Origin of the sequence: Saccharothrix lopnurensis (assembly GCF_042658445.1) — a bacterium.
GTDB lineage: Bacteria > Actinomycetota > Actinomycetes > Mycobacteriales > Pseudonocardiaceae > Actinosynnema > Actinosynnema lopnurensis.
In genome coordinates this window covers 54,762-70,332 of the sequence record NZ_JBHSQO010000043.1, presented here as the reverse complement: position 1 = coordinate 70,332, position 15,571 = coordinate 54,762, and the positions used below count along the sequence as shown (strand labels likewise).

Annotated in this window: 15 protein-coding genes; 4 read left to right on the top strand and 11 right to left on the bottom strand. The window is 74.5% G+C overall.

Annotated elements, in window-relative coordinates; genetic code table 11:
• Positions 1-723: 723 nt before the first annotated feature.
• The gene (locus tag ACFP3R_RS29585; RefSeq protein ID WP_380640652.1) at positions 724-1,224 is read right to left on the bottom strand and encodes a hypothetical protein; all 501 of its coding nucleotides are present in this window, start codon (positions 1,222-1,224) and stop codon (positions 724-726) included.
• A gap of 218 nt (positions 1,225-1,442) precedes the next feature.
• Between ACFP3R_RS29585 and ACFP3R_RS29580 the strand changes: the two genes are divergently transcribed.
• A complete protein-coding gene (locus ACFP3R_RS29580) occupies positions 1,443-2,030 on the top strand; it encodes a hypothetical protein (RefSeq protein WP_380640650.1) in 588 nt (195 codons plus the stop codon).
• A 109-nt stretch (positions 2,031-2,139) separates the two neighbouring features.
• Here ACFP3R_RS29580 and ACFP3R_RS29575 read toward each other — a convergent pair whose 3' ends face one another.
• From ACFP3R_RS29575 to ACFP3R_RS29560, 4 genes are all read right to left on the bottom strand, one after another.
• Positions 2,140-2,421 (bottom strand): hypothetical protein, encoded by a 282-nt coding sequence (locus ACFP3R_RS29575; protein ID WP_380640648.1) that lies wholly within the window; start codon positions 2,419-2,421, stop codon positions 2,140-2,142.
• A 182-nt stretch (positions 2,422-2,603) separates the two neighbouring features.
• A complete protein-coding gene (locus tag ACFP3R_RS29570; RefSeq protein ID WP_380640646.1) occupies positions 2,604-4,382 on the bottom strand; it encodes a hypothetical protein in 1,779 nt (592 codons plus the stop codon).
• 157 nt (positions 4,383-4,539) lie between these two features.
• On the bottom strand, positions 4,540-4,896 hold the full coding sequence (locus ACFP3R_RS29565; RefSeq protein WP_380640644.1) for a hypothetical protein: 357 nt from the start codon (positions 4,894-4,896) through the stop codon (positions 4,540-4,542).
• 82 nt (positions 4,897-4,978) lie between these two features.
• Positions 4,979-6,184: a sensor histidine kinase gene (locus ACFP3R_RS29560; protein ID WP_380640642.1), complete on the bottom strand. Its 1,206-nt coding sequence runs from the start codon at positions 6,182-6,184 to the stop codon at positions 4,979-4,981.
• Between the two features lie 158 nt (positions 6,185-6,342).
• Between ACFP3R_RS29560 and ACFP3R_RS29555 the strand changes: the two genes are divergently transcribed.
• Complete coding sequence (locus ACFP3R_RS29555; protein WP_380640640.1) at positions 6,343-6,990, top strand: response regulator; 648 nt, start codon at positions 6,343-6,345, stop codon at positions 6,988-6,990.
• A 145-nt stretch (positions 6,991-7,135) separates the two neighbouring features.
• Here ACFP3R_RS29555 and ACFP3R_RS29550 read toward each other — a convergent pair whose 3' ends face one another.
• From ACFP3R_RS29550 to msrA, 5 genes are all read right to left on the bottom strand, one after another.
• Positions 7,136-9,646, bottom strand: a complete 2,511-nt coding sequence (locus ACFP3R_RS29550) for an FtsX-like permease family protein (RefSeq protein ID WP_380640638.1) — start codon at positions 9,644-9,646, stop codon at positions 7,136-7,138.
• 2 nt (positions 9,647-9,648) lie between these two features.
• Positions 9,649-10,410: an ABC transporter ATP-binding protein gene (locus ACFP3R_RS29545; RefSeq protein ID WP_380640658.1), complete on the bottom strand. Its 762-nt coding sequence runs from the start codon at positions 10,408-10,410 to the stop codon at positions 9,649-9,651.
• Between the two features lie 110 nt (positions 10,411-10,520).
• Entirely contained in the window at positions 10,521-11,252 is a 732-nt protein-coding gene (locus ACFP3R_RS29540; RefSeq protein ID WP_380640636.1) for a polyprenol monophosphomannose synthase, read from the bottom strand.
• A 157-nt stretch (positions 11,253-11,409) separates the two neighbouring features.
• The gene (locus ACFP3R_RS29535; RefSeq protein ID WP_380640634.1) at positions 11,410-11,934 is read right to left on the bottom strand and encodes a molybdenum cofactor biosysynthesis protein; all 525 of its coding nucleotides are present in this window, start codon (positions 11,932-11,934) and stop codon (positions 11,410-11,412) included.
• On the bottom strand, positions 11,913-12,416 hold the full coding sequence (msrA, locus tag ACFP3R_RS29530; protein ID WP_380640632.1) for a peptide-methionine (S)-S-oxide reductase MsrA: 504 nt from the start codon (positions 12,414-12,416) through the stop codon (positions 11,913-11,915). The genes ACFP3R_RS29535 and msrA overlap by 22 nt, the downstream gene beginning before the upstream one ends.
• A 190-nt stretch (positions 12,417-12,606) precedes the next feature.
• On the opposite strand from msrA, the gene ACFP3R_RS29525 reads away from it, so the two are divergent.
• Positions 12,607-14,037 carry a M1 family metallopeptidase gene (locus ACFP3R_RS29525; protein WP_380640630.1) on the top strand — a complete coding sequence of 477 codons (1,431 nt, stop codon included), beginning with the start codon at positions 12,607-12,609 and terminating at the stop codon, positions 14,035-14,037.
• A gap of 47 nt (positions 14,038-14,084) precedes the next feature.
• On the opposite strand, the gene ACFP3R_RS29520 is transcribed toward ACFP3R_RS29525, so the two are convergent.
• Positions 14,085-14,645, bottom strand: a complete 561-nt coding sequence (locus tag ACFP3R_RS29520) for a TetR/AcrR family transcriptional regulator (RefSeq protein ID WP_380640628.1) — start codon at positions 14,643-14,645, stop codon at positions 14,085-14,087.
• A gap of 125 nt (positions 14,646-14,770) precedes the next feature.
• Here ACFP3R_RS29520 and ACFP3R_RS29515 point away from each other — a divergent pair, with 125 nt between their 5' ends.
• Positions 14,771-15,505 carry an alpha/beta fold hydrolase gene (locus ACFP3R_RS29515; protein WP_380640626.1) on the top strand — a complete coding sequence of 245 codons (735 nt, stop codon included), beginning with the start codon at positions 14,771-14,773 and terminating at the stop codon, positions 15,503-15,505.
• The last annotated feature ends 66 nt before the right edge of the window (positions 15,506-15,571 follow it).

Here is a 15,571-nt window from a genome sequence, read left to right as displayed (position 1 = left end):
ACAGGCCACCGAATTCGGGTTCCAGGGCACCGGCTCCGCCACCGGCCTCACACCCACCTGCACCGCGAGCTGACCGAGTTCACCCAGTCGTACCGACGGCGACCCGGACCCCGGGTCGCCGTCGTGCTGTCCGGGCCCGTCCAGGCCCGTCCGCGCGGGCCCGGGGGCTCTAGGCGTGGTCGCGCCGGTGGCCGGAACGCGGAGAGGTCTCCGGTAAGTGGTTTAGCGACCAGGCACAACCGCAGTACCGGAGACCTCGTGGCCGGCGTAGCGGTGGCGGGGCGGCATGACCTGACCGACGCGCGGTGGGCGGTGCCGCAACCGTCAGCACCGGGCGGTGGCCACCCGCTACGACAAACTCGCCATCCGCTACCAGGTCACCATCCACATCGCCGCCATCAACACCTGTCCACGCCACATCTGAAACACGCGCTAGGGGAACCGAGGCACCGCCTGAAACGACGCCGCCCAGCTCAACGAGGTCCGCCGCTCGACGTCGTCGATGTCCGGCTACGCCACCTCGAACCCCCTCCTCGGCGGCTGGTGCCGAGCCAGGGACGGTGCCCTCGGCACGCTCCTCGGGACGGCGGACCGGGCCGGGGAGCGTGCCGAATCCTTACGTCGCCCCAATCCAGCGGGCGGCTGTTTCGGTGCGTCCGGATTTCGCCATCAACTGCGGCTGGAGTACTCGTGCCGCGTCCCGGAACGTCGACCCGGTACGAGTCAGCCGCAGTGGCGGTTGGCCCACTTCCCGTGTTCGATCCAACCACCGGTGTTGGCTCGTGCGCCGAAGCTGATACAGGAGTTCGGCGCGTAGATGCGCACCGGGCCCGCATAGTAGGCATAGGACTGGCTGCAGTCGGCCTGGCGTGTGGAGGTGTCGGTGAAGCCAGAGCACAGGTTGGTGCTGCCCGTGTTCGGGATGTCGGCCGCCGACTTCGACACCGCGACCGCCATGCCCGCGGCGTACCCCCAAGAGGCTCCGCGGGTGCGGTTGACCAGGCAGTTGGTGGTGCCGTTCTCCAGGTACACGTCGACCTGGGCGAACCCGTCGTCGCCGTAGACGTACTGGGCCAGCAGCGTTCCGCCGCAGCCCTGCGCCGCCGATGCGGGCGCGGCACCTGCCATCAGACCCGCGCCCGTCAACACCACCGATGCCACCACAGCGATGAACGAGCGGACTCGCTCCGTCCGGCTTCCCCTGCCGATCACCGGCATCCTCATCACGACCTCCCCGTCGATGCCCGGAGTGGGCCGGATTCCCGCATGGCCGCCCCCCGGCTGTTGCCCGTCCTCGGATAGTGCTCCTTGCCCTTCAACTGCGCGGCAGTTTGAGTCACGTTCATACGAACGAGTGACGGAACGGGCCGGCTTGGATGCGAAAGGCGTGCTCGATGTCGAACCGGCGGCACGAGTACTGGCGTTCCCTCTACGGTCGGGTCGTGACGAGCTTCCCCGCGGCTGCCCGGCGGGTGCGCGACGACGCGCTCACCCCTCGCGCGCGGTTGCTCGCCCTTCGGGAGTGCGCGCTGCACTTCGCCCCCTACGGCTTCCGCGCCACCTGGCACCATCTCGTCGTCAACGCCCGCATCCCGCAGCAGTTGGAGGACGACCTCGATTCATTGCGCCGCGCGGCGGACGAGCTGGAAGAAGCCCGTGCGGTCTGGCGGGAACGCGCGGCAGCCCTCCAGGAACGCCGTCGTCGCGAAAAGGCGGCCGGGCGACGGGTCCCGCGCCGGGCCGACCGAGCGTTCGGCGACGCGATCCACCTGTACTGCCCCGACTTCGAGCAGCATCCCACCGATCGGTTGGTCACCGTCGTCCGCAGGGTGATCGCCGCGCACGACTCCCGCGCGGACCCGATCGTGACCTGCGTTGCGTGCGGGTGGGCGTTGAAAGGTGAGAGCAGGTGCTGTCCGGACTGCGGCGTGCTCCCGCAAGGCGGTAAGCGCGGTCACCGTCCGCCTTGGCTCGCGATCGGGGTGGCCGAGCGCTGGACCAAGACGTGGCGGCGGGAAACATCCCGGTAGTTGACGTTCGCGGTCGAGCTCACTGCTTGGTCGCTGACCCGTCTACCGGAGACCTCGCCGCGTTCCGGCTACCGACACGCCGCCGCTCACCTCACCTTTGAAACACGCTCTAGGCGTGGTCGCGCCGGTGGCCGCCCACGCCCTCGTCGTCCGCGCCGGACCAGAACGCCGGGTCGTACGGGGTGTCGGGCACGACCACCACCGCGTCCGGGTCCACCGCGGCGGGCCGCGCCGACCGGGCGAACTCGGCGAGGTCGATCTCCAGCCGCTCGACGCTGTTGACGACCCGGCGGGCGGCGGGGGTGCCGGCGTCGTCGGAGCGGAGCGTCCCGACCCGCGTGCGCAGGCGCACGACGAGCCGCCGCAGCTCAGCCATCTCGTTCTCGGGCATTCATCTCCCCCTCGTCGCGCGACCGGGTGGTTCAACCCGGTCAACGCTAGGAACCGGCCGGCCGCCGGACAACCCCTAAGGGCCCTATGACCAGGGGTGTTCCGAATAGGGGTGGTCGTGCGCGCGGCGCCCGACCGGGGTGGTCGGGCGCCGCTGGGGGTGGTTCTCGGGACCGGGTCCGACTACGGGACCGGGTACTCGGCCACGTAGACCGGTGCGCCGATCCTGGTCGTGTCGGCCGGGTCGCCGATGCCGTTGACCACGTGGTCGACGGTGCCCGCGCCCAGGTTGACGGTCATGATGTGGTGCAGCTTGACGCCGGGGGTCCGGGGCACCTCGAAGCCGTTCTCGGTGTGGATCTCCGGGTTGTTCTGGTTGAACACGTACACACCGCCGCCGTGCAGGGTGTGCCGGCGCACGCGGTCACCCACCTTGTAGCCCGCCCAGCCCTCGACGGAGCCCTTCATCCAGTCCGCCTGCGTCGGCGGGTCGTAGGGCAGCTCGTTCTGGTAGAGCACGGTGGTGCCGTCCTCGCCGTTCCAGACGGTGTTGTGCCGCTGGAAGTGCTCGACGAACAGGCCCGTCGCGGTCACCCGGTCGCCGTTGATCACGACGCCCGTGCGGCCGGTGTTGGTGCGCCAGCGCTCGGTGTCGGTGAAGCCCTCGACGCCGTGGTCGGCCCGCCACACCCAGGTGTGGTCGATGAGCACGTTGTCGCTGTTGACCTCCAGCGCGGTGTCGGTCTTGCCGACGTGCGGCCCGCCGACGCGGAAGTACACGTCCGACAGGGTCAGCGGGTTGTTCGGCGAGGACCAGTTGACGCCGTGCTCCTTGCCGACCCGCAGCAGGACCGGTGAGAGCTTCGTGCCGGCGTCGATGGTGACACCCGCGATGACGACGCCCGGCACGCCCGCGACGTCCAGCGGGACCGCGCCGTTCACGGCGGTGAGCGTGGCGTGCCCGATGCCGAGGACGACGGTGTCGGGGCGCCGGACCTCGATGCTGCGGGCGATGTCGTACACGCCCGGGGTCAGCAGCAGGTGCTTGCCCAGCAGCAGCGCGGTGTTGATCTCGCGCACCGAGTCGCCCGGCTTGGCCACGTAGAAGTCGCGCAGCGGGATGGTGCGGCCGGGCGTCGTGCCGTTCGCCCAGGACACGCCGCTGGTGTTCCGGCGGGCGGCCGGGACGCGGACGTTGTAGGCGCCCTTGGCGTCGACGAACAGGTACGGCTTCTCCCGGCTCAGCGGGGTGGTGTCGAGCGTGGTGTACGGCGGGTTCGGGAAGTCGGCGTCGTCGGGCGCGCCCACGACACCGGAGAAGACCTGGTTCCACACGCCGTTGGACCAGCCGGCGACCTCGCTGTTGCGGGTCAGCCACTGCTGCTGGGAGCCGTTGGTGACCACCGGGAGCCGGGAGTCGGCGATGAAGCCGCCGCTGGCGTACTGCGGGCCGGCGGTGCAGTAGTCCATCAGCGACAGCGGGCCGCCGGTGACGTTGAGCCGGCGCATCGACACCGCCTGGGACACCGCCCAGAAGTTCGTCGCGGACCGGCAGCCGTCCTGACCGGCCCCGTTGACGTTGATGGTCAGGTTGCCCAGGGTGCGCCAGAAGTTGACCAGGGCGAGGCAGTTGGCCGTGCCGCCCTCGGTCAGGCAGCGGTTGTAGACCTCGACCTTGCCGTTGATGACGACGTCGGTGGGCGACGCGCCCAGGCCGGCGACCTCGGTGTAGTAGCCGACCTTGAGCTGGAGCGGCTGCTCGGCGGTGCCGTAGTGGCCCGGCTTGAACAGGTAGGCGTACCGCTCGGTGCCCATCTCGTTGTCGACCTGGGCGGCGTGCGCCCGGTCCAGCTCGGCCTGGATCTCGGCGACGGGCATGGCGGGGTCGAAGACCTTGACGTTCACGCCGAGGTCGGCGGCACCGCGCCGCGGCTGGTCCGCGCTCGCGGCCGGGGCGGTCACCGCGGTGGTGGCGGCCGTAGCCAGGACGAGTCCCAGTACGAATGACCTGCCAAAACGCGTGTGAGCGCTCTCACGTCTTGGGTGGCGCTGGATCGACATTGACCTGCCTCTGAGAAGTAGGGACGTTCGGGGGGCAGCCCGCTGCGAGAGCGCTCTCTCAGCGGTTCTTCGAGGTCAGGCGGCGGGCGGCGTGGTTGGCTATTCTTACTCCGTCGAACGCTTCGACGCCATGCCCCGTCGTCCCGGTTTTTCGGGAATCCGGGTGGTTCCCGGTCCAGGTGGCGCCCGTGCGGATCGCGTGGGCCACCGCGTGCGGCCGGGGACCGGTTCGGCCGGCGCGGACCAGGCCGAGCGCGTCGGGCCGGGACAGGCGGTTCGCCACCAGCACCGCCGGCGGGCCGGTCGGGCGCCCCGCCCCGACGTCCGCCACCGCGCCCGTCGGGGCCAGGAGCAGCACGTCGGCTACCGCCCGCCCGGACGACCACGCGCACACCCGGGACGACCGGAGGTCCACCGCTCATGGGTTCACCCTGGGAACCGGCGGGGCGGGGGCCACTGCCGCGCGCTGGAGCCCGGTGGCGCCGCCCGCGGGACGGTCACACACCGGTCGGGATCGCGGCCCGCAACGCGGTCGGACCACCGGCGGGGCTGTCCACCTCGGTGACGCCGTCGAACGCGGCGACGCGGTGCCGGATGCCCAGCAGGCCGGTGCCCAGCGCCTCGTCGGCGCCGCCGCGGCCGTCGTCCACGACCTCGACCCGGAGCAGGCCGCCGTCGAGGCCCAGCCGCACGGTGATCCGGGTCGCCCCGCTGTGCTTGACCGCGTTGGTCAGCGCTTCGGCCACCACGAAGTAGGCGGCCGCCTCCACCGCGGCGGGCAGGCGCGGCACGGGCCGCTCGTCGTAGGAGCACGGGATCGCGCAGTGCGCGACCAGGGACGCGACCGCGCCGGTCAGGCCGCGGTCGGCCAGCACCGGCGGGTGGATGCCGCGCACCACGTCGCGCAGTTCCGCGAGCGCGTCGGAGGCCGCGTTCTGCGCGGTGAGCAGCATCGGCAGGACCGCCCCGGGGTCGCGGCGCAGCGCGCGTTCCGCCATGCCCAGGTGCATGACCACCGCGACCAGGCGGTTCTGCGTGCCGTCGTGCAGGCTGCGCTCGATGCGGCGCAGCTCGTTGCCGTGCGCTTCGAGCGCGTCCGCCCGGGTGGCCGTCACCTCGGCCAGGCGCTCCACGAGGGTCGGCTCGGGCGGCGCCAGCCTCGCCACCCCCACCCGGGCGCACCAGCCCGCCAGCGGCGGCACGAGGAGCCAGCCCGCCGCCCCGTACCCGAGGGCGGTGGCCAGCGCGACGACCGCGCCGCCCCACGAGGTCACCGGCGCGTCCAGGGTGGTCGTGACGCCGGGCACGAACGGCCCGACCGCGGCGATCACCGCGTTCTGCGCGGCGCCGGCGGGCGCGCCGACCGCGACCGCGCCCGCCAGCAGGCCCCCGGTGGCCTGGAACAGCAGCCAGGTCAGGTCCCGGCGCACGGCCGGGTCGGTCAGTACGGTGGCGAGGTCCCAGGTGGGCGGCTCCGGCGGCGCGGGGACCGGTGTGCCGAGGAAGCGGCCGACGCGGCGGCGCTCGAACGCGGCCAGCTCCCGGGCCACCCGGGCGACGTGGGGCAGCAGCGGGAGCGTGACGACCAGCGCCACGCACAGGAGCAGTCCGATGAGGACGAACCACGACGCCGCGCCGAGGGCCAGGCCGACGGCGAGGAACCGCAGCCCCGGCAACCGGGAGCGCCACGCGAGACCAGTCATCCCTGCTGCTTTCCGGGAGGTGGCGGAGCGCCGTCGATGATGGCACAGGTGGAGGGGGCCGGGCCCCGGGCCGGGGAGGGCGGGGCGGTTGCCCCGGTGGGCGGGCACGCGCGGGCACACCGGGCGAGGTGACGCCCGCCGCGTGGTGGGATGTGCCCATGCGAATCGTGATCGCGGAGGACGACGCCCTCCTGCGGGCGGGCCTCGAACTGCTGCTGCGCGCCGAGTCGCTGGACGTGGTGGCGGCCACCCCCGACGCGGAGGCGTTCCTGGCGGCGGTCGACGAGCACCGGCCCGACGTGGCCATCGTGGACGTGCGGATGCCGCCGTCGCACACCGACGAGGGGATCCGGGCGGCGGTCGAGGCCCGGCGCAGGCAGCCCGGCCTGGCCGTGCTGGTGCTGTCGGCCTACGTCGAGCAGGCTTTCGCCACCGAGCTGCTCGCCCACGGCGCGGCCCGCCTCGGCTACCTGCTCAAGGAGCGGGTGGGCCGGGTCGAGGAGTTCCTGGACGCGCTGCACCGGGTCGCGGCCGGCGGCACCGCCGTGGACCCGGACGTCGTCGCCCAGCTCTTCGCGCGCAGCCGGCCCGACACCCGGCTGGAGCGGCTCACCCCGCGCGAGCGCGACGTGCTGGCCCTGATGGCGGAGGGGCTGGGCAACGCCGCCGTCGCCACCCGGCTCGTGGTCACCGAGGGCGCGGTGCACAAGCACATCCGCGGCATCTTCGCCAAGCTCGACCTGACACCGGCCGACGAGGTCGACCGGCGCGTGGCCGCGGTGCTGCACTACCTGGAGAACTCCTGACCACGCGCATCAGAGGAGCCCGGCGCGCAGCCCGACCGCGCCCGCGCGCGGCACGGGGTCGGCGGCCCGCACCGCCACGGAACCGCCGGCCCGCCACCCGCGCGCCCGGTCCGGGCCGGCGGGCGGCGGCAGGTCGTCGCGGCCGTCACGCGCGGACCCCGATCACGTCCACGGGCCGCGCCCGCAGGGCCACCCGGGTGGGCACGGCGACGGCGGCGAGCCCCAGCACCGCCGTGACGCCGACGATCGCCAGGTACACCAGCGGCGGCACCGAGGGCAGCGGCGAGCCGGTGAGGCCGACGCTCACCCCGACCAGGGTGGGCACCGCGGCCGCCGTGCCGACCACCACCGCGATGCCGACCACGAGCAGCGCCTCGACGCGCGTCATCCGCGCCACCTGCCTCCGACCGGTGCCGACCAGCCGCAGCAGCGCGAACTCCCGCGACCGCTCGGCCGTGGCCATGACCAGGGTGTTGACCACCGAGATGGCCAGGTAGCCCAGGACCACCAGCAGCGCGATCAGGCTGGTCCACGACTGCGCGTCGCGCCCGGCCTGCCCGGCGGCCTCCAGCGCGGCGCGGTCCTGGACCGCGAGGCCGGGGAAGCGCTCGGCCAGCGCCGCCAGGCCGGGTCCGGCCGAGCCGTCGGTCCGCACCAGCACCGAGTGGTCGAGCCGGGTGGTGGTGTGCGCGGCCAGCACGTCGCGGGGCAGGGTCACGTCGCCGAACCCCAGGCCCCGGTCGTACAGGGCCACGACGGTCGGCCGCACGGCCGCGCCGTCGCCCAGCCGCAGGTCGACCCGGTCGCCGACGCCGACGCCGATCGACGCGGCGGCCGTCGCGCTCAGCGCGACGGCCTCGCCGCGCAGGGCGGTCAGGTCGCCCTCGCGCGGCCGCAGGTCCAGCGTGTCGCCGAAACCGCCGGCGGGGAGCCCCTGCGCCGCGTAGGCCGTCACCTGCGGGTCGCCGAGCACGGTCTGGTCGACGAAGACCTGGCCGCGCACCACCGGGGTCGCCTGCCGCACCCCGGCCACGGCCCGGACCGCGTCGGTGACCTGCGGCGCGAGCCCGACCGGGCCGGCCAGCACGAAGTCGGCCACCACCCCGTCGTCGGCCTGCGCGGCGGCCGCGGCGCTCACCGTGGTCTGGGTGAAGATCTGCACCGACGCGGTGGCCACGGCGAGCACCATCGGGGTGACCACGGCGGCCAGCCGCCGCGCGTTGGCCGCGACGCCCTCGACCGCCAGGTGCCCGCCGACCGGGGACAGCGCCCGCAGCGGGCGGGCCAGCAGCCGGGCCGCCCGGCCGACCAGCAGCGGGCCGAGCAGGGCCGCGCCGAGCACCAGCAGCAGCGCCGACGAGGCCGCGACCGCCGCGCCGAACTCCCCCGGCACGAACAGCGGTGTCGTCGCCGCGCCCGGCCCCAGCACCACCGACGCCAGGCCGGCGACGACGCGGGCGCGGCCCAGCCCCTCCGGTTCCACCGACGCCTCGCGCAGCGCGTCCACGGGCGGGGCCGAGGCGGCGCGGCGGGCCGCGAACCACCCGGCGACCCGCGCCGTGCCGACCACGAGCAGGACCGCGGCCAGCGGCGGCAGCGGGCTCAGGGCCAGGGCGAAGTCCCCGGGCAGCAGGCCCGCGCCGGCGAACGCGTCGCGCATCAGGTGCGCCGCGGCGAAGCCGGGCCCCGCGCCGAGCACCGCGGCCGCGCCCGCCGCGATCAGGATCTCCGCGCCGACGAGGCGGTGGACCTGCCGGGGAGTCGCGGCCACCGCCCGCAGCAGCGCCAGCTCCCGCGCGCGCTGCCGGATCGACAGGCCGAGCGTGCCCGCCACCACGAGCACCGCGACCAGCAGCGTGGTGCCCGCGAACGCCAGCGTCAGCACCACCAGCTCCGAGCGCACCCGGCCCACGTCGGTGAACTCCAGGTCACCCCGGGCGGCGCCGGTGCGGACCTCGGCGGCCAGGCCGGTCAGCGCGGTCCGGACCCGGTCGGCCAGGTCGTCCGGGTCGACGCCGGGCGCGGCCAGCACGCCGACGACGTCCACCTGGTCGGGGCGCCCGGAGCGGGCGCGGGCCTGCTCGTCGGTGAGGAACAGGGCGGGCCGCCGCGCGGTGTCCACGCCGGTCGCGGCGGCGATGCCGGTCACCACGTGCGGCTCCGGCCCGCCGCCGAAGGCCAGCGGCAGCCGGTCCCCGACACGCGCCCCGACCCGGTCGGCGAGCGCCGCGTCCAGCACGACCTCCCCCGGTCCGCGCGGCTCGGCGCCGTCCCGCAGCGCCAGCGGGGTCAGCGCCGCCGAGCTCCAGCCCAGCGCCACCGCGCCCGGTCCGCCCGGCACGACCACCGGGGCGGAGCTCTCCCCCACCGCGCGGGCCACCCCGGGGACCGCCGCGACCCGGGCCACCGCGTCGGCGGGCAGCGGGGCGCGCTCGCTCAGCGGCACGTCGAGGTCACCCGCCACGGGCAGCGCCTGCGGCCCCGCGACCACGACGGCCGCGCCCGCGTACCGCTGCGGGGCGACCCCGGCGCGCAGCCCGGACTCGAACAGCACGCCCAGCGCCGTGAGCAGCGCCGAGGCGCACAGGACCGCGATGACCACGCCCGCGAAGCCGCCGATCCGGTGGCGGATCGAGGCCAGTGCCAGCTGCCGCACCGTCACCACTCCCCCCACTGCGCCATGCGCTCGGCGATGGCCTCGGGGGACGGGTCCGCCAGGGAGCCCGCGAGCCCACCGTCCCGGAGGAACACGACCTGGTCGGCGTACGAGGCGGCCAGCGGGTCGTGGGTCACCATCAGCACGGTCTGCCCGGTGCCGTCGACGATGTCGCGCAACAGCTCCAGCACCTGCCTGCCGGTGCGGCTGTCCAGCGCGCCGGTCGGCTCGTCGGCGAGGACCACGTCCGGCCGGGTGATGAGCGCGCGGGCGATGGCGACGCGCTGCTGCTGGCCGCCGGACAGCTGGGCGGGCCGGTGGCCGAGCCGGTCGGCCAGCCCGACGCGCTCCACCACGTGTGGCGGCCAGGCCGGGTCGGGCGCGCCCGCGCCGAGCAGCAGCGGCAGGCGGATGTTCTGCTCCACGGTCAGCGACGGGACCAGGTTGTACGCCTGGAACACGAAGCCGATCCGGTCGCGGCGCACCGCCGTCAGCCGCTTCTCGTCCAGTGTGGACAGTTCGGTGCCGCCCAGCAGGACCGAACCCGACGTCGGCCGGTCCAGGCCGGCGGCGCAGTGCAGGAAGGTGCTCTTGCCGGACCCGGAGGGGCCCATCACGGCGGTGAAACCGCCGCGCGGCAGGTCGATCGTCACGCCGTCCAGCGCGGTCACCGCGCGGTCGCCCGACCCGTACACCTTCGTCACCGACGACATCCTGACGGCCGGTACCGCGGCGGTGGCGCGCTCCGGCGCCTTCGTCTCCATCACGGGTACGACGCTAGGCAGCGCGGCCGCCCGGGACGATCCACCGCACTGCCCGGTCCGCGGTACAGCCTGCTGTACCCCCGGGCGCGGCTAGCGGGCCGGGCAGGCGCTCAGGAGAGCTCCTTGCCGAACAGCAGCTTCCAGGGCATCAACGCGGATTCCAGCTGGACCGCGAAGCTCATCTTGGAGCTGCCCACCACGCGCTCCTCGAACCTGATCGGGACCTCGACGACGCGCATCCCGTGCTTCACCGTGCGGTGGTTCATCTCGACCTGGAACGCGTACCCGTTGCTGCGCACCGAGGCGAAGTCGATCTTCCGCAGGGTGGCCGCGTGCCACGCCTTGAACCCGGCGGTGGCGTCCTTGACGCCCAGCCGCAGGATGGTGTTGACGTAGAGGTTCGCCCACGCGGACAACAGCTTGCGGTGCCACGGCCACTCGCCGGCGACCGAGCCGCCCGGGACGTAGCGGGAGCCGATCACGACCGCCGCGTCCGAGTCGGCCAGCGCCCGCACCATCGCGGGGAGCGCGCCGGAGGGGTGGGAGAGGTCGGCGTCCATCTGGACCACCACGTCGGCGCCGCCGTCCAGGGCCCTGCCGATGCCCGCGACGTAGGCCCGGCCCAGGCCGTCCTTCTCCGTGCGGTGCAGCACCTCGACCGGGATCGGCCCGTCGGCCGCGAGCCCGTCGGCGACCTCGCCCGTGCCGTCCGGGGAGTTGTCGTCGACGACCAGGACGCGCAGTTCGGGCAGCCCGAGGCCGGCGAGCGAGTCGACCAGCCTCGGCAGGTTCTCCCGCTCGTTGTAGGTCGGGACCACGACCGTGATCCTGGGCGAGCTCACTCCCACCGCAATTCCCCCACCGCGTCCACGTGTTCGGCGACCATGCGACCTGGCCCTTCGTCAGCGTTCGATCGTATCGGCAGCGCGGGACCACGCGACCGCCCACCTGCCGGCGCGCGGGGCGGACGACCGCGGGCCCGGGAGCGGAAAGCGCCGCTCAGGTGGTCAGGACGGCCGGTCCCAGCCGGAGCAGCCCGTCGTCGAGGGGGACGCAGCGCAGCCCGCCGCGACCGCGCAGCGCCGTGAGCGCCCCCGGCGCGACCACGGCGTTCATCCACCCGCACGGGTGCGCCGGCCGGTGCGCCTCGAACCGCACCGGGCCGTCGCCGGAGTCCAGGCCGAACACCGCGCCCCGGTCGAGCCCGTCGACGTCGAACCCGCGCAGCACGACGTTGCGCCGCACGACCAGCGGGCTCGGCACGGCGGCCAGGCCGAGGTCGCGCGCCGCGCGTTCGAGCGATTCGACGGCGAACACCGTGACGGCGGCCGTGCGGTGGGCGGGCCGGTTGAAGTAGCGGTCGCCCACCAGGCCGAGGCCCGCCCGGACCTCGACGCGGTCGCGGGAGGCGGGCTCCGGGTCGGGGCGCGGCCCGTCGGCGGGCCGCCCCTCGTAGGCGTGCACGGGCGACACGTGCAGCGCCACCACCTCGACGTGCGCCCTCAGCGCTCGCCGAGCTGCCACTCGGGCCTCACGTAGTGGCAGGTGTAGCCGTTCGGGTAGCGCTCCAGGTAGTCCTGGTGCTCCGGCTCGGCCTCCCAGAAGTCCCCCGCCTGGGTGACCTCGGTGACGACCCGGCCCGGCCACCGGCCGGACGCGTCCACGTCGGCGATGGTGGCCTCCGCGACCCGCTTCTGGGCGTCGCTCTCGTAGAAGATCGCGGAGCGGTAGCTGGTGCCGATGTCGTTGCCCTGCCGGTCGCGCGTCGTCGGGTCGTGGACCTGGAAGAAGAACTCCAGGACCTGGCGGTAGCCCAACCGCTCCGGGTCGAAGACGATCTCGATGGCCTCGGCGTGGCCGCCGTGGTCGCGGTAGGTGGCGTTGGGCACGTCGCCGCCGGTGTAGCCCACGCGGGTGGAGACGACACCCGGGTGGCGGCGGAACAGGTCTTGCATGCCCCAGAAGCACCCGCCCGCCAGGACGGCCTTCTCGGTCACAGTGGCCATGTGTCGCTCCGCTCCTGAAAAAGTCCGATGGATCTCCACCACTCCGAACGCCCACGAGCCCCCCGGTCATCCCGGCTGGGCTGTGATCCGCGTCCGACCTGCCATCTTCCCCACCGGGGCAACAGAACGCACCCCTGCGGCGTAATCACCAAGAGGGGCACCGCGCCGCTCAGGTGAGGAGGACCACGAAGTGGGAGCAACGCTGACCGGAGCGGTCGTCGCGGCGCTGGTGCTCGCGGCGGTGGCCCCGGCGCACGCGGCCGGGCCGGGTCCGGCCGGGTTCGGGGACCCGTACTACCCGCTGGCGGGCGGTGGGGGCTACGACGTGGGGCACTACGACCTGCGCCTGGCCTACGAGCCCGCGACGGACGTGCTGACCGGGACCACCACCGTCCGGCTGACCACCACGACCGGGCTGTCGTCGGTCAACTTCGACTTCGCCCTGCCGGTGCGGTCGGCCAGGGTGAACGGGCGGGACGTCGGGTTCGCGCAGCACGACCACGAACTGCTGGTCGGCGCGGGCGGCGACGTGCCGGCCGGGACGGAGCTGACGTTCGTGATCGGCTACTCGGCCTCGCCGTCGGACACCCACGCCGAGGTGCCGGTCACCCGGTGGAAGCGGACGCCGGACGGGGCGCTGGCGATCGCCGCGCCGACCATGTCGCCGTGGTGGTACCCGAGCAACGACCACCCCGGCGACAAGGCCACCTACGACGTGTCGATCACGGTGCCCGACGGCGTGGAGGCGATCTCCAACGGCGAGCTGCTGGGCACGTACCCGCGGGGCGACGGCCGGACCACGTGGGGCTGGTTCAGCGGCGAGCCGCAGACCACCTACGCGACGTTCCTCGCGATCGGGCAGTTCGACGTGCGGCGGTCCACCACCGGGGACGGCAGGCGGGTCCTGACCGCGTACTCGACCGCCCTGAGCGGGACGGCGGCGCGGGAGAGCGTGGAGCGGACGCCGGAGCTGGTGCGGTTCCTGGAGGGTCGGTTCGGCCCGTACCCGTTCGCCGACCTGGGCGGACTGGTCACGCCGCACACCTCGTCGGCCCTGGAGACGCGGACCCGGCCGGCGTACCCGGCGCGGGCGTTCCGGGACGGGCCGAACACCTACGTGGTCGTGCACGAGCTGGCGCACCAGTGGTTCGGCAACTCGGTGTCGATGAGCCGGTGGAGCGACATCTGGCTGGGCGAGGGGTTCGCCACCTACGCGGAGTGGCTGTGGTCGGAGGCCAACGGCCAGGGCACCGCGCGCGAGCTGGCGGACTGGACCCACCGCCACTACCCGGCCGACCACGAGGTGTGGGACGTGGCGGTGGCGGACCCGACGCCGCGCTACCAGTACGGGGCCGCGGTGCACGAGCGCGGGGCGCTGGCGCTCCAGGCGCTGCGCACCGAGGTCGGCGACGAGGTGTTCTTCCGGACGCTGCGGACGTGGGCCGGGCGCGGGGCGGGCGGCCACGGCACGTCGGTCGGGTTCGCCGCGCTGGCCGAGGAGGTGGCGGGCCGCGACCTGGACGGCCTGTTCGGCACCTGGGTGTTCGGCGCGGGCAAGCCGGTGCTCGCCACCGCCGTGGCGGCCGAGCCGGCGTCGTTCCGGCAGGTCCACCGCCGCTGACGGGCGGGAGGGCCGCCGGAGCGGTTCCGGCGGCCCTCCCGGGGTGATCAGGCGGGCAGGAAGTCCTCGACGGCCCGGCGCAGGGTCTCGCGGACCACGGTCGGGTCGTCGAGGTCCCCGCCCCCGAGGGCGCCGTCCCGCAGCAGCACGAGCACGCGCGCGGCGTGGTCCGGGTCGGGGTGCCCGAGGTCGGCGGCCAGGTCGCGCAGGACCCCGAGGAACCAGGCGCGGTGGTCGTCGATCACCGCGCGCACCGGGTGGTCCGGGTCCGGGTACTCCGCGGCGGCGTTGAGGAACTGGCAGCCCCGGAAGTCCTCGGCGCGGGTCGCGTCGCCGACCACGCCCATGGTGGCGTGCAGGGCCTCGCGCGGCGGCTTGCCCTCCCGCGCCCCGGCGACGGCCTCGCGGATGGCCGCGCCGGTCGCCCCCAGGTAGGCGGCGACGAGGTCGTCCTTGCCGGGGAAGTGCCGGTAGAACGTCGCCCTGGTCACCGCGGCCTCGGTGACCAGGCGGTCCACCCCCACGGCGTGGATGCCCTCGGCGTAGAACAGGCGCGACGCCGTGCGCAGCAGCCGTTCCCTCGGGTGCGGCTCTCGGGTGGTTCCCACGCCCGCATCTTAGAGAAAGACCAGTCGTTCTGCTTCGTGGTGCCCATCACCTTGCCTCCCGAGGGAGAACGAATATTCTCTCTACCAGAAAGACCGATCGTTCTCTCTCGTTGAAGGTGGACCCCATGAGCAAGAACCCGACCGTCGTCCTCGTCCACGGCGCCTTCGCCGACTCCTCCAGCTGGAACGACGTGGTGGCCCGCCTCCACGAGCGGGGCCACCGGACCCTCGCGGTGGCGAACCCCCTGCGCGGCCTCGACGGCGACGCGGCCTACGTCGCCTCCGCGGTCGCGGCCGTGGACGGCCCGGTCGTCCTGGTCGGCCACTCCTACGGCGGCGTGCTGATCAGCCGGGCGGCGCGGGACCTGCCGAACGTGGAGGCCCTGGTCTACATCGCCGCGTTCCAGCCCGACACCGGCGAGAGCGCGCTCGGGCTGGCGACCCGCTTCCCCGGCGCGGAGCTGGGCCCGGACACCACCACCGTGCTCGTGCACGACGGCGAGCCCGAGCTGCGGATCCGGCCCGAGGACTTCCGCCGGGTCTTCGCCGGCGACCTGCCCGCCGAGACCACCGCCACCCTGGCGGTCACCCAGCGCCCGGTCGCCGAGCGGGCCCTGACCACCGGCCTGCCCGGCGAGCCCGCGTGGCGCGGCCTGCCGTCCTGGGCGCTGGTGGCCGCGCGGGACAACGCCATCCCGGCGCGGGCGCAGGAGTTCATGGCCGAGCGCGCCGGCTCGCGGACCGTCCGCGTGGACGCCTCCCACGCCGTCGCGGTCTCCCGCCCCGACGCCGTGGCCGACCTCGTCCTGGAAGCGGTCAAGGCCGTGGAGTCCGGCGAATCCGTCGAGTCCGACGCCTGACCCGGGACCGGCGGTCCTCCCGCGGCCTCACCGGGCCGTGGGAGGGGCGGGGCAGCCGTGCGCGGC

Coding starts and splice junctions, on each gene's coding strand:
- ACFP3R_RS29585 (WP_380640652.1), bottom strand. CDS start 1,224: ATGAGGATGCCGGTGATCGGCAGGGGAAGCCGGACGGAGCGAGTCCGC.
- ACFP3R_RS29575 (WP_380640648.1), bottom strand. CDS start 2,421: ATGCCCGAGAACGAGATGGCTGAGCTGCGGCGGCTCGTCGTGCGCCTG.
- ACFP3R_RS29560 (WP_380640642.1), bottom strand. CDS start 6,184: ATGACTGGTCTCGCGTGGCGCTCCCGGTTGCCGGGGCTGCGGTTCCTC.
- ACFP3R_RS29555 (WP_380640640.1), top strand. CDS start 6,343: ATGCGAATCGTGATCGCGGAGGACGACGCCCTCCTGCGGGCGGGCCTC.
- ACFP3R_RS29545 (WP_380640658.1), bottom strand. CDS start 10,410: ATGGAGACGAAGGCGCCGGAGCGCGCCACCGCCGCGGTACCGGCCGTC.
- msrA (WP_380640632.1), bottom strand. CDS start 12,416: ATGGCCACTGTGACCGAGAAGGCCGTCCTGGCGGGCGGGTGCTTCTGG.
- ACFP3R_RS29515 (WP_380640626.1), top strand. CDS start 14,771: ATGAGCAAGAACCCGACCGTCGTCCTCGTCCACGGCGCCTTCGCCGAC.